This is a genomic window from Cellulosimicrobium arenosum (assembly GCF_014837295.1).
GTDB lineage: Bacteria > Actinomycetota > Actinomycetes > Actinomycetales > Cellulomonadaceae > Cellulosimicrobium > Cellulosimicrobium arenosum.
This window is the reverse complement of the sequence record NZ_JACYHB010000011.1, coordinates 30,782-43,286: the sequence shown is the minus strand read 5'-3', so window position 1 is coordinate 43,286 and position 12,505 is coordinate 30,782. Positions and strand designations below refer to the sequence as shown.

13 protein-coding genes are annotated in these 12,505 nt (G+C 68.0%); 8 read left to right on the top strand and 5 right to left on the bottom strand.

Features of this window, described 5'->3' with window-relative positions; all coding sequences use genetic code 11:
• Positions 1–107 precede the first annotated feature (107 nt).
• Entirely contained in the window at positions 108–1,535 is a 1,428-nt protein-coding gene (gene dnaA / locus IF651_RS13060; protein WP_338403952.1) for a chromosomal replication initiator protein DnaA, read from the bottom strand.
• Positions 1,536–1,944: 409 nt separating this feature from the next.
• Between dnaA and rpmH the strand changes: the two genes are divergently transcribed.
• The 8 genes from rpmH to IF651_RS13020 all read left to right on the top strand — a co-directional run bounded on the left by rpmH (position 1,945) and on the right by IF651_RS13020 (position 8,065).
• The gene (gene rpmH / locus IF651_RS13055) at positions 1,945–2,082 is read left to right on the top strand and encodes a 50S ribosomal protein L34 (protein WP_191829568.1); all 138 of its coding nucleotides are present in this window, start codon (positions 1,945–1,947) and stop codon (positions 2,080–2,082) included.
• A 6-nt stretch (positions 2,083–2,088) separates the two neighbouring features.
• Positions 2,089–2,457 (top strand): ribonuclease P protein component, encoded by a 369-nt coding sequence (rnpA, locus tag IF651_RS13050; RefSeq protein ID WP_191829567.1) that lies wholly within the window; start codon positions 2,089–2,091, stop codon positions 2,455–2,457.
• A gap of 98 nt (positions 2,458–2,555) precedes the next feature.
• Entirely contained in the window at positions 2,556–2,804 is a 249-nt protein-coding gene (yidD, locus tag IF651_RS13045; RefSeq protein WP_191829642.1) for a membrane protein insertion efficiency factor YidD, read from the top strand.
• Between the two features lie 60 nt (positions 2,805–2,864).
• On the top strand, positions 2,865–3,971 hold the full coding sequence (gene yidC / locus IF651_RS13040) for a membrane protein insertase YidC (RefSeq protein ID WP_191829566.1): 1,107 nt from the start codon (positions 2,865–2,867) through the stop codon (positions 3,969–3,971).
• A 36-nt stretch (positions 3,972–4,007) separates the two neighbouring features.
• Positions 4,008–4,541, top strand: a complete 534-nt coding sequence (locus IF651_RS13035; protein ID WP_191829565.1) for a Jag family protein — start codon at positions 4,008–4,010, stop codon at positions 4,539–4,541.
• A gap of 155 nt (positions 4,542–4,696) precedes the next feature.
• A complete protein-coding gene (gene rsmG / locus IF651_RS13030) occupies positions 4,697–5,395 on the top strand; it encodes a 16S rRNA (guanine(527)-N(7))-methyltransferase RsmG (RefSeq protein ID WP_191829564.1) in 699 nt (232 codons plus the stop codon).
• Between the two features lie 7 nt (positions 5,396–5,402).
• On the top strand, positions 5,403–6,722 hold the full coding sequence (locus IF651_RS13025) for a ParA family protein (protein WP_277818640.1): 1,320 nt from the start codon (positions 5,403–5,405) through the stop codon (positions 6,720–6,722).
• A complete protein-coding gene (locus IF651_RS13020) occupies positions 6,719–8,065 on the top strand; it encodes a ParB/RepB/Spo0J family partition protein (protein ID WP_191829563.1) in 1,347 nt (448 codons plus the stop codon). The genes IF651_RS13025 and IF651_RS13020 overlap by 4 nt, the downstream gene beginning before the upstream one ends.
• 387 nt (positions 8,066–8,452) lie before the next feature.
• Here IF651_RS13020 and IF651_RS13015 read toward each other — a convergent pair whose 3' ends face one another.
• The 4 genes from IF651_RS13015 to trxB form a co-directional block, all read right to left on the bottom strand.
• The gene (locus tag IF651_RS13015; RefSeq protein WP_191829641.1) at positions 8,453–9,409 is read right to left on the bottom strand and encodes a D-alanine--D-alanine ligase family protein; all 957 of its coding nucleotides are present in this window, start codon (positions 9,407–9,409) and stop codon (positions 8,453–8,455) included.
• A 158-nt stretch (positions 9,410–9,567) separates the two neighbouring features.
• Positions 9,568–10,803 (bottom strand): aminotransferase-like domain-containing protein, encoded by a 1,236-nt coding sequence (locus IF651_RS13010; protein ID WP_191829640.1) that lies wholly within the window; start codon positions 10,801–10,803, stop codon positions 9,568–9,570.
• A gap of 221 nt (positions 10,804–11,024) precedes the next feature.
• Complete coding sequence (trxA, locus tag IF651_RS13005; RefSeq protein ID WP_191829562.1) at positions 11,025–11,357, bottom strand: thioredoxin; 333 nt, start codon at positions 11,355–11,357, stop codon at positions 11,025–11,027.
• Positions 11,358–11,392: 35 nt separating this feature from the next.
• Positions 11,393–12,433 carry a thioredoxin-disulfide reductase gene (trxB, locus tag IF651_RS13000; protein WP_191829561.1) on the bottom strand — a complete coding sequence of 347 codons (1,041 nt, stop codon included), beginning with the start codon at positions 12,431–12,433 and terminating at the stop codon, positions 11,393–11,395.
• Positions 12,434–12,505: the final 72 nt, after the last annotated feature.

Here is a 12,505-nt window from a genome sequence, read left to right as displayed (position 1 = left end):
GGCCGCGAGGCGCGGTGCGGGCAATTGTCCACAAGGTTGTGCACAGGTGCGGACAGCATAGGTCCGTGCGGCGTCTTGTTGCGGCGTCCGTCGACCCGGGAGTGGCGTCAGCCTCTGTGCTGCTGCTTGATGCGGCTCGTGAGCTCCGTGACCTGGTTGTAGGTCGACCGTCGTTCAGCCATCTGCTCGGTGATCTTGCGGTTCGCGTGCATGACCGTGGTGTGGTCGCGGCCGCCGAACTGCTGACCGATCTTGGGCAGGGAGAGGTCGGTCAGCTCTCGGCAGAGGTACATGGCGATCTGTCGTGCGGTCACGAGCACGCGGGACCGCGAGCTGCCGCAGAGGTCGTCGATGGTCAGGCCGAAGTACGCCGCGGTCTGCGCGATGATCGAGGCGGGGGTGATCTCGGCGGAGTCGTCGTCGGTGATCAGGTCCTTGAGCACGATCTCGGCCAGGGGCAGGTCCACCTGCTGCCGGTTGAGGTTGGCGAAGGCGGTGACGCGGATGAGAGCGCCCTCGAGCTCGCGGATGTTCGTGGAGATGCGCGAACCGATGTAGGACAGGACGTCGTCCGGAGCATTGAGCCGTTCGTTGCTGGCCTTCTTGCGCAGGATCGCGATCCGGGTCTCGAGGTCGGGCGGCTGGACGTCGGTGATCAGGCCCCACTCGAACCGCGAACGGAGCCGGTCCTCGAAGCCGTTGAGCTGCTTCGGTGGAAGGTCCGAGGTGATCACCACCTGCTTGTTCGCGTTGTGCAGCGCGTTGAAGGTGTGGAAGAACTCCTCCATCGTCTGTTCCTTGCCCTGCAGGAACTGGATGTCGTCGATGAGGAGGACGTCGACGTCCCGGTACCTGCGCTGGAACGCCCCTGCCTTGCCCTCACCGATCGAGTTGATGAAGTCGTTGGTGAACTCCTCGGAGTTCACGTAGCGGACCCGCACGTGGGGATACAGGTTGTGGGCGTAGTGCCCGATCGCATGGAGCAGGTGGGTCTTGCCGAGCCCGGAGTCGCCGTAGATGAAGAGCGGGTTGTACGCCTTCGCGGGAGCCTCGGCGACGGCGACCGCAGCGGCGTGGGCAAAACGGTTGGAGGACCCGATCACGAACGTCTCGAAGATGTACTTCGGGTTGAGCCTGCTGGGCTCCGCCTGAGGTCGGACCTGGGTGGGGGCGGGGAGCTCGGGGAGCTCGTCGTCGTCGTCCAGCTCGGGATAGGGAGGACGTGCTACCGCCGGTCTCGAGGCCGGCGCGGTGACCGGCTCGGAGCTCAGCTCGGGGTCCACCGTGATCCCGAAGCGCACGTCGCGACCCAGGTAGGACGAGATCGCGGTGACCAGCTCGGTCCGCACACCGGTCTCCAGGTAGCGCCGCGTCTGCTCGTGGGGCACGGCGATGAAGACCGTGTCGTCGAGGATGGCCAGCGGCTTCGCCAGGCGGATGAAGGCCATCTGGCGGGAGGTCGTGTCGGGATCGGCCTCGAGGATGCTGAGGGTCTGTGCCCAGACGTCTGCGATGTTCTCGTCGGGGTTGGGCACGTTCTGTCCTCTGAGGTCGCGGCGGGCGTCGTCGAGGACCATCACGCCGTGACCCGCGCGCGGGGGCGCGAGACGGACGGCCCGCGGAAGCCGTCCAGGACGCAGTAGTTCTCCGGGTGGTGCTGCTGCAGACGATCGTGCCATGGAGTCGGCTTGTCCACACAGTTGTCCACAGGCTGTGGGTTGACTATCCTCTGCTCACCGCACGAGTGATCGGGTTTGACCTGGAGGCCGTGCGGAGCGTAACGTCGTACAGCCGTTCAGGTGCTCTTGACGCGCCCGCGTGCGCTCGTTCGTGAGGACGGACCGTCCACGAACTGCACCAGTAGCATCGGCGGGATCCACCGGAACCCGTCACATCGTCGAGATCAGCGGCGATGACCCTTCCGACCCGTTCTTGGAGTACCTCGTGAGCAAGCGGACCTTCCAGCCGAACACCCGACGCCGGGCGAAGACCCATGGCTTCCGGCTGCGGATGCGCACCCGCGCCGGCCGCGCGATTCTTGCGTCCCGCCGTCGCAAGGGTCGCTCCGAGCTCGCAGCCTGACGACGCGTGCTACCTGCGGCGCACCGAATGCGCCGTTCCGTTGACTTCGAGCGGGCGGTGCGTGGTGGTGTGCGCGCAGGCAGGCCGACCATGGTCGTCCATCTCTCCGAGGACATCCGGGGGGACGTGACACCACTGGTCGGCTTCGTCGTGTCCAGAGCCGTCGGAAACGCCGTGCAGCGCAACCTCGTCAAGCGAAGGCTCCGTGCCGCCGCCGGGTCCCGTCTGGCCGACCTGCCCGCGCACAGCCGGACGGTGGTGCGCGCGCTCGTCCCTGCCGCGGACTCGACCTACGACGAGCTCAGCGGTGACCTGGACCGAGGTCTGGAGCGCGCGATCTCACGGTGGGAACGACGGGGGAGCGCGCAGTCGTGAGTACTGAACCGCTGGTGCGTCCCGAGAACGCGAGGCAGGTGCGCGAGCCCGCGGAGGCAGTACCTGAGGTGGGCTCGACTCGACGCCTGTCCCAGGTGATGGGTTTCGTCCGGAAGGTCCCGGTTCTCGCACTCGTCGGGATGATTCGTGCGTACCAGTCGGTCATCTCGCCGATGACCGGGCCGACATGCAAGTACTACCCGTCCTGTTCGCAGTACGCTCTCACGGCGGTGCGACGGCATGGTGCGCTGCGGGGTACGGGCCTCGCACTCTGGCGGTTGTTGAGGTGCAACCCCTGGAGCCTCGGTGGGGTCGACGACGTCCCGTCCGCACGCCACCCGCACTAGTCCGCAGCCCAGCGATGGGCGACCCACGAACGCCGCCAGAATCCCCGGGAGCACCAGCGCATGAACCTCTTTGCGATCCTCTACCCCATCGAGTGGGTCGTTGCCTGGATCATGTACCTGTGCCATCAAGGGCTCGAGTTCCTCGGCTTCTCCGACGGACCAGGTCCGGCCTGGGTGTTGTCGATCGTCGGCCTCACGGTGATCATGCGCATCATCCTGATCCCGCTGTTCTTCAAGCAGATCAAGGCCTCTCGAGGCATGCAGATGCTGCAACCGGAGATGCAGGCGATCCAGAAGAAGTACAAGGGGAAGTCCGACCCCGCGTCCCGTGAGGCGATGAGCCGCGAGACGATGGCGCTCTACAAGAAGCACGGGACGAACCCGTTCGCGTCGTGCCTGCCGATCCTGCTGCAGTCGCCGATCTTCTTCGCGCTCTTCCGCGTCCTGAACGGGCTCGTCCCCATCTCGAGCGGGCAGAACGATCCCATCGGGCCGATCGATGCATCGGTCGCGAGCGACATCGAGCAGTCCTCGGTGTTCGGAGCTCGGCTCTCGGACGTGTTCCTGCAGACCGATGACCTGCAGACGAGGCTCGTCATCGCCGTGCTGATCGTGGCGATGTGCGCGACGACGTTCTTCACCCAGCGCCAGCTGACGATGAAGAACATGCCCAAGTCCGCCCTCGAGGGACCGATGGCATCGACGCAGAAGATGATGCTCTACGTCTTCCCGTTCATCTTCGCGGTGTCCGGCGTGAACTTCCCCGTCGGCGTGCTGATCTACTGGACCACGACGAACCTCTGGTCCATGGGGCAGCAGTTCTACACGATCCGTCGCATGCCGGCTCCGGGTTCGGAGGCCGAGCGGATGCTGAAGGAGCGACAGGCCAAGAAGCGCGCCGCGAAGGGCATCGTCGAGGACGAGGTGCCTGTGATCGAGCAGCCCAAGGGCCAGCGCCAGCAGCCCAAGCGCAAGGACCGCCAGAAGGGCGCGGTGGCACCCCGACCCCCGCAGACCCCGCAGCAGGCGCGTTCGGACGCCGGGAACGAGTCACCCGGATCCTCGAAGGAGAAGGCGATCGAGGACTCGCCGGCCCCGACCGAGAAGGAACCCCGTCAGCAACCGCGTCAGAGCAGCGGCGCGACGAAGAAGCCCAAGAAGAAGTAGACGTGTGGCGCCATCGGCGCCCTGAAGGAGCACCTGATGCCGTCGACCGAAACATCTGTCCCTCGCGAGGGGTCCTCGGACACCGTCACGGGCACCGACCTGACCCGGCGTCTCGAGGAAGAGGGCGAGATCGCTGCCGACTATCTCGAGGAGCTTCTGGACATCGCCGACCTCGGTGGTGACATCGACATCGACGTCGAGCACGACCGTGCCGCCGTCTCGGTGGTGGCCGAGGACGACGAGGACCTCTCCGCGCTCGTCGGCACGGACGGCGATGTGCTCGACGCCCTGCAGGAGCTCACCCGCCTGGCGGTGCAGCAGAAGACCGGCGAGCGGAGCCGGCTGATGCTCGACGTCGCGGGTTACCGCGCCCGACGACGTCGCGAGCTGACCGTGCTGGCGGAGGACGTCGTGGCGCGGGTGCAGGGTGGCGAAGGACGAGTCGCGATGGATCCGCTGAACGCTTTCGAGCGGAAGGTCGTGCACGACGTCGTTGCCGCAGCAGGACTGCGAAGCGACTCCGAGGGTGTGGAGCCGCGGCGCTATGTCGTCGTGCTGGCCGCGGACTAGCTGCTCCGGAACGGCGCCCCCTGCTCGTCAGAGCAGGGGGCGCTTTCTCTTGCGGTGCTGATCGAACGTACGGAGTGCGTGGAACCCCGCACGGCGTCACGTCAGACGACGTTTCACGTGAAACGATGGGTCGTCGACGACGAGGTGGAGGAGATATGAGCGCGAAGTCCGTGAGTGGGGGAACGCCGGGACCGGCGCACGCTGTTGACGGCTTCGAGGTGTCATCGGTCGACGAAGCGGCACTCGTCGAGTACTTCGGGAGTGCCTATCCGATCATCGCGGAGTTCGCCCAGCAGCTGGAGACGCAGGGCGGCGTGCGTGGGCTCATCGGGCCCCGCGAGGTCCCACGCATCTGGGACCGGCACATCCTCAACTCCGCAGCGGTGGTTCCGTTCCTCCCGGACGAGGGGCTGATCGGGGACCTCGGCTCGGGCGCCGGCCTGCCGGGCATCGTGGTCGCGGCGATGCGTCCGTCCGCGACCGTCTATCTCGTCGAGCCGATGGAGCGCCGGTGCGAGTGGCTGACGACCATCAGCGCGCACCTCGGACTCACGAACGTCGAGATCAAGCGGGGACGCGCTGAGGAGTTTCACGGTGCGTTCGAGTGCGACGCCGTGACGTCGCGGGCGGTCGCCGGACTGGACAAGCTGGTGAGAATCTCGCTTCCCCTGCTGCGCCCCGGCGGAGAGATGGTCGTCCTCAAGGGCCGCAACGTGGCCCGAGAGATCGAACCCGCGAGGAAGGTCCTCCGGCGGCTCGGCGGTTCCGATCCCGAGGTACTGGATGCGGTCACTCTTCCTGGCGCGGAGAGTACGACGGTGGTCCGCATCGTGCGGCAGACTAAGTCACGCTGAACCGGTGATGCGCTGGATGCGGGCGATGCCGTGGGGTCGTCGTCGCAGTGACTCCGAGAACGTGGCGACATCGACGGTGGAGGACGAGAAGGAGATGAGGACGGGCGTGACGGATGGCGCGGCGATCGACGACGCTGGAGCAGGAGAGAGCGCGGTGCCGGAGCAGGCTGTCGTGAGTGATCCGTCGCCCGACGACGAGCGACGGGCTGCACTCATGGCGAGTCTCCCCGAGACGGATGACTCGACGCCGTTGGCAGCCCAGCTGGCTGTCGACGCGCGCCGCCGCATCGAGCTGCACGGTCGTCGGTTCCCGCGTCCCGAGACGACGCGGGTGATCACGGTCGCGAACCAGAAGGGTGGCGTGGGCAAGACCACGACGACGGTCAACATCGCGGCCGGTCTGGCCCAAGCCGGGCTCAACGTCCTGGTTATCGACAACGACCCGCAGGGCAATGCGTCGACTGCTCTGGGTGTGGAGCACCGCGCCGGCACCCCGTCCGTCTACGAGGTGCTGGTGGACGGTGATCCCCTCGAGTCTGCTGTGCAGCGTTGCCCGGACATCCCGACTCTCTGGTGCGTTCCCGCGACGATCGATCTGTCCGGTGCGGAGATCGAGCTGGTGTCCTTGGTTTCACGTGAAACACGCCTGCGGCGCGCGCTCGACGACTACTTCGCTGCACGGGCCGCGCGTGGTGAGGACCCCATCGACTACGTCCTCGTCGACTGCCCACCGAGCCTGGGGTTGCTGACCGTGAACGCCTTCGTGGTGGGACGGGAGGTGCTGATCCCGATCCAGTGCGAGTACTACGCGCTCGAGGGTCTGAGCCAGCTCCTCAAGACGATCGAACTCATCAAGTCGCATCTGAACCCGAGCCTGCACGTCTCGTCCATCCTCCTGACGATGTACGACGGGCGGACCAATCTCGCCCAGCAGGTGGCCGCCGAGGTTCGCGAGCACTTCCCTGACCAGACCCTGCGCACCACGGTGCCACGGTCGGTGCGGGTGTCGGAGGCGCCGAGCTACGGGCAGACCGTCATGACGTACGACGCCGGGTCGAGCGGCGCGCTCGCCTACCTCGAAGCTGCGAGGGAGCTTGCGGAACGGGGCAGCAACGTGGCGTCTGACGCGCCTGACGAGCGAGGAGATCACGGCGGCACGCCGTCATCGACGGTTGTCCCCGCAGATGACGTCCGCGACATGAACGACGACCGCGCTGAGGGGTCGTCCAGCATCATGGTCGGCCACCTCGTTGCGGCAGACGCACCTCGAGCAGGGTATGCAGACATGGCTGAGCAGCCTGTCGTTGGTCAGGAGGAGCAGGGATGAGCGAGAAGAGGCGGGGTCTCGGCCGTGGTCTGGGAGCTTTGATCCCCACCAGTTCGGAAGGTGCACGCCCGGTCGACGTGTTCTTTCCCAGTTCCCAGGGCGTGGAGACGGGCAAGGATGCCGAGTCCGAACCTGAGAGCACAGCGGAGACCGCGACGGACGTCACCGGCGGCGGTGACCTCGAAGGACCCGGTGTCGTCTCCGTAGAGACGGATGGCTCCACGGACGTGACCAGCTTCGCGACCGTCACGATCGCTCAGCTCGAGGACCTCGATCACGGGGAGCTCGGCACGGCGGGCGACGACGGGGCGGTGGCGGGGAAGGATTCGCACGCCGGTCCGACCATCTCGGTGGGTGACTCGTCCGGTGACGGGCTGTCCGCGACGGGAGCGGATGCCACTCCGGTGGCTCCGGGTGTTTCACGTGAAACACCGGGCGACGCGCACGTCGCCGACGACGTCCCGGCGGACGACTCGTCGTCGGTGGAGTGGACCGGCGGCGGTGCCGACGATCTCGTTCCGGTGCCGGGTGCTCGCTTCGCCGAGGTGCTGGTATCGGCGATCCGCCCCAACCCCAAGCAGCCGCGCACCGTCTTCGACGAGACTGAGCTCGACGAGCTCGTCGGATCGATCAGCGAGATCGGAGTCCTGCAGCCGATCGTCGTGCGCCCCGTCGACGGCGACCCGGGCTTCTTCGAGCTCATCATGGGCGAGCGGAGATGGCGCGCGACCCAAGCGGCGGGGCTTGCTTCGATCCCGGCGATCATCCGGGAGACCGACGACTCGGACCTGCTGCGCGACGCGCTGTTGGAGAACCTGCACCGCAGCGCGCTCAACCCTCTCGAGGAGGCAGCGGCGTACCGACAGCTGCTCGACGACTTCGGATGTACGCACGACGAGCTGGCTACGCGGATCTCGCGCAGCCGACCGCAGATCTCGAACACGCTCCGACTGCTGCGTCTGCCTCCACTGGTCCAGCGCCGCGTCGCCGCGGGGGTGCTGTCGGCTGGCCACGCGCGAGCGCTGCTGGGCCTCACCGACGGGGCGGAGATCGAGCGGTTGGCGCAACGCATCGTCGCGGAAGGGCTGTCTGTTCGCGCGACGGAGGAGATCGTGGCGATGGGGGAGCGTGAGGAGCGAGCGCCTCGCACGCCGCGCGCCGGCCAGCGGTCCGCAGCCATCGATGAGCTGGCGACGCGTCTGTCCGATCGGTTCGAGACGCGCGTCAAGGTCGATCTCGGGAAGAACAAGGGGCGCCTGACGGTGGAGTTCGCGTCCGTCGAGGACCTCAACAGGATCTTGGACCTGATGGCGCCACAGGACCCTGGGCTCCTGCGACGCTGACAGCAGCGACAGATCCCCGGTGAACCCCGTAGTGGGAGCACCGGGGATCAGTCATGTGGAGGCAGGTCCCCGCCGAGTCGTGGCGTCTGGTCGGTGTCGGACCACGACGACTCGGAGTAGCGGCGGCTGGCGAGGCTGGCGCTTGGGCCTCGGGAGCGTTGCTCTCGGGACACACCGCCTCGTTGCCGTGTTTCACGTGAAACGATGATCTCGCACGCCCGACACTGCCGCCAGATGCCCGGCCCTGGTTCTCCACCAGGCCCGCCGGTCACACGTCAGATGGTCGGCAGCACCGGGTCGGGTCCTTGGCCCGGGCGTGTGACCGGCCCTCGCTCGCGCTGGCCCACACGCCTGTTTCACGTGAAACACCGGCGTCGTCGCCAGGAGTCAGCGGTGGCGAGGCCCGAGGGCGATGGCCCGGTAGAGGCTCGCGAGGTCATATCCGCCGGCGCGAGCGGCCTGCGGGAACAGCGAGGTCTCGGTCATCCCGGGAGCGACGTTGACCTCGAGGAACTGGATCGTGCCGTCCTTCTCGAGGATCACGTCGGTACGAGAGAGCGCGCGGAGGCCGAGCGAGCGGTGCGCGGTCACGGCGGCGTCCCGCACCCGGTCCAGGACGGCAGGATCGATCCGCGCGGGAGCGAAGTACTCGGTGCGGCCGGGGTTGTACCGGGCGTCGTAGTCGTAGGGGCCCTCTGTGACGATCTCGACGGGCGGGAGTGCGACGGGTCCGTCGCCGGTGTCGACGACGCTCACCGCGAGCTCGGTCCCCTCGACCGCCTCCTCGATCAGCGCCACGTCGCCGTAGGCGAAGCAGTCGACCATCGCACGAGGCAGCTGGTCGGCGCGACGGACCAGGGTGACGCCGAGGGCAGACCCCCCGTGGGTCGGCTTGACGACGAGGGGGAGGCTCAGCCGCGCGAGCACGGCGTCGAGAACGGGCTGCGCCCCGAGCTCGCGGAAGAGGCTCTGAGGCAACGTCACGTACTCCGGCGTCCGGAGCCCGGCACCGATGACGGTCGCCTTCGCCACCGGCTTGCTCCAGGCCGCGCGGCACTCTCGCGGACCGGTCCCCACGTAGTCGAGCCCGAGGAGCCCCAGAACATCGCGGACAGAACCGTCCTCGCCGCTCGCGCCGTGCAGCAGGGGCCAGACGACGTCGGGCCGTACCTGGTCGAGGAAGGGGAGCAGGTCGGCGTCGAGGTCGTGCAGGTCGACTTCCAGGCCGGTCGACCGCAGACTCTCCGCGACCCGGCGACCGGACCTCAGGGAGACGTCTCGTTCGTGGGAGAGCCCGCCGGCGAGGATGACGACGCGGCCGCCACCGCCACCGGCACGGTGCAGGTCCTCGTCGTCCTGTCGGGCGGAGCCGGGGCCCGGCGAGACCGGGGGAGTGGACCCCGTCGGGTTGGCATGGTCGATGCTGTTCTCCACGATGCTGTGAGACTCCTGTTCGGATCCGTGGCGTCGGTGTCGGCGGTGCGGTGCGGGCGACGCAGGTGTCACGCGAGGTCGGGACCCGGGTTCTCGACGTCGGTGAGGTCAGGATCGAGCTCAGAGTCCGTACCGAAGATCTCGACCAGCTCGCGCTCGCTGTTGACCACACCTGACAGTCGTCGCACGCCCTCCCGGATGCGGTCGGGCGTCGGGTAGCAGAAGGACAGCCGGACATGGTCGGAGCCCGTGCCGTCGGCGTAGAAGGCCGTGCCCGGCACGTAGGCGACTCGCGCGGTCACCGCACGCGGCAGCATGGATCGCGCGTCGAGCCCGGGCGGCAGCCGCACCCAGGTGTAGAAGCCGCCGTCGGGTACGGTCCAGCTCGCAGCCGGCAGGTGCTCGGCGAGCGCGCCGATCATCGCGTCGCGACGTTCTCGGTACAGCTCACGGAACTGCTTGATCTGCGCCTTCCAGTCACACGTGTCCAGGTAGGACGAGATCGCCATCTGCGACGCGTTCGACGGACACAGGATCGCGGACTCGCTCGCGAGGACGAGCTTCTCGCGGACGGCATGGGGTGCGATGACCCACCCGACCCGGAGTCCGGGCGCGAAGGTCTTCGAGAACGACCCGAGGTACAGGACGCCGTCGTCGTCGAGCGAGCGGAGGGCGGGGAGCGTCTGTCCGTCGAAGCCGAGCAGTCCGTACGGGTTGTCCTCGATGACGAGCACCCCGTAGCGGCGGGCGATCTCGAGGACGCGGGGCCGCCGCTCCGCGCTGAGGGTGACCCCCGCCGGGTTGTGGAAGTTCGGCACCGTGTAGAGGAGCTTGACCCGCCGACCGGTACGGGCGAGGTCGGCGAGAGTCGTCTCGAGCGCCTCGGGCACCAGTCCGTGCTCGTCCAGCGGGACGTGGACCACCTCGGCCTGGTACGAGCGGAAGACCCCGAGGGCTCCGACGTAGCTCGGAGCCTCCGCGACGACGACGTCACCGGGATCGATGAAGATGCGCGTGACCAGGTCCAACGCCTGCTGCGACCCGGTCGTGACGACCACGTCGTCAGGATGGCACTCGATCCCCTCGAGCCGGACGACGTCGAGGATCCGCTCCCGCAGCTCCTCGTGGCCCTGGCCCGAGCCGTACTGCAGGGCGCTGGTGCCCTTCGTCGCGATGAGCCGAGCCATCGTCTCGGAGATGGTCTCGAGAGGCAGGCCGTCGAGGAACGGCATCCCGCCTGCGAGCGAGACGACCTCGGGCCTGTTCGCCACGGCGAACAGTGCCCGGATCTCGGAAGCCCGCATCCCGTGCGCACGCTCCGCGTACGCGCCGAACCACGGGTCGAGTCGAGTCCCGGTGGAGGACGATGTATCGGGCGTCGAGTCGTTCACGCCGAACAGTCTCGCACGCGGTGTCGGTGGGAATCGTGAAGACACCGAAGGGCGAGCAACCGATGGTTGCTCGCCCTCCGGCGGCCGGTCGTGACCGGGACTCACACCCGAGTCACGTCCGCCTCACATCCGACTCAGACGGTCGACCCGAGGACGGTGTCGATCTCCTCGGTCAGCGCCCGCTTGGGCCGCGCGCCGATGATCGACTTCTGCAGCTCGCCCCCGACGTAGACGTTGAGCGTGGGGATCGAGACGATGCCGTAGGCAGCGGTCGTCTCCGGGTTCGCGTCGGTGTCGAGCTTCGTGATCTTGATCTTGCCCTCGTACTCCTCGGCGAGCTCCTCCAGGATCGGCGCGACCTGGCGGCACGGGCCGCACCAGGTGGCCCAGAAGTCGACGAGCACGGGGACCTCGGCCTCGAGGACCTCGGCGCGGAACGTCGCATCGGTGACAGGAACGGTCGGCATGGTGACCTCCGGTAGGGGGTGGGTCGGGAGCGGGATCAGGAGTTGATCTCGGCGAGCGCCTCGGGGAGCTCGTCGGGGTTGGGGACCTCGGGGGTGCCGGCCAGGCGGGGGAGACCCTCGGCGTCCTCCGTGAGGTCCGCGAGCTCGGTGAGGAACCGCTGCGCGTCGAGGGCCGCTGCGCAACCGGACCCTGCCGCCGTGATCGCCTGTCGATAGGTGTGGTCCACGGCGTCACCGCAGGCGAACACGCCTTCCACGTTCGTGGCCGTCGATCGACCGATCACCCTGATGTAGCCCTCGTCGTCGAGCTCGACCTGCCCGGCGACGAGGTCGGTGCGCGGATCGTGCCCGATCGCGACGAAGATGCCGGTCGCGTCCAGCACGCTCGACTCGCCGGTCACGGTGTCCCGCAGCGTGACGCCCTCGACCTTCTTGTCACCCTGGATCGCGGTGACCTCGCTGTTCCAGGCGAAATCGATCTTCGGGTCGTTCAGCGCACGGTCGGCCATGATCTTCGAGGCGCGGAGCTCGGCTCGACGGTGGACGATCGTGACCTTCGACGCGAAACGGGTGAGGAACGTGGCCTCCTCCATGGCGGAGTCCCCGCCACCGACGACGGCGATGTGCTGGTCACGGAAGAAGAACCCGTCACACGTGGCGCACCACGACACGCCGCGGCCGGAGAGCCGCTTCTCGTCCTCGAGGCCCAGCTCTCGGTAGGCAGACCCGGTCGCGAGGATGATCGCGCGCGCCCGGTAGGTCTCGCCCCCGCCGGTGACCACGGTCTTGACCGGACCGACCAGATCGACCGACTCCGCGTCGTCCCACTCGACCCGGGCGCCGAAGCGGACCGCCTGGGCACGCATGCTCTCCATGAGGTCGGGCCCGAGGACGCCCTCCGGGAAGCCGGGGAAGTTCTCGACGTCGGTGGTGTTCATGAGCGCACCGCCGGCGGTCACCGATCCGGCGAGCACGACGGGCTCGAGCCCGGCGCGCGCCGCGTACACGGCCGCCGTGTACCCGGCGGGGCCGGACCCGATGATGATCAGGTTGTGGACGGCTGGCTGCTGGGTCACGTGCTGCTCCTCGGTGGTTCGTTCTCGCGTGGTCTGCTCACGCCTCGTCGTCAACGCCGAGGGCCAGACTTC

What these genes read in the sequence shown, in the direction of transcription:
- yidD (WP_191829642.1), top strand. Translation starts at nt 2,556, where the DNA reads ATGGGTTTCGTCCGGAAGGTCCCGGTTCTCGCACTCGTCGGGATGATT.
- yidC (WP_191829566.1), top strand. Translation starts at nt 2,865, where the DNA reads ATGAACCTCTTTGCGATCCTCTACCCCATCGAGTGGGTCGTTGCCTGG.
- IF651_RS13035 (WP_191829565.1), top strand. Translation starts at nt 4,008, where the DNA reads ATGCCGTCGACCGAAACATCTGTCCCTCGCGAGGGGTCCTCGGACACC.
- rsmG (WP_191829564.1), top strand. Translation starts at nt 4,697, where the DNA reads ATGAGCGCGAAGTCCGTGAGTGGGGGAACGCCGGGACCGGCGCACGCT.
- IF651_RS13025 (WP_277818640.1), top strand. Translation starts at nt 5,403, where the DNA reads ATGCGCTGGATGCGGGCGATGCCGTGGGGTCGTCGTCGCAGTGACTCC.
- IF651_RS13020 (WP_191829563.1), top strand. Translation starts at nt 6,719, where the DNA reads ATGAGCGAGAAGAGGCGGGGTCTCGGCCGTGGTCTGGGAGCTTTGATC.
- IF651_RS13010 (WP_191829640.1), bottom strand. Translation starts at nt 10,803, where the DNA reads ATGCGGGCTTCCGAGATCCGGGCACTGTTCGCCGTGGCGAACAGGCCC.
- trxA (WP_191829562.1), bottom strand. Translation starts at nt 11,357, where the DNA reads ATGCCGACCGTTCCTGTCACCGATGCGACGTTCCGCGCCGAGGTCCTC.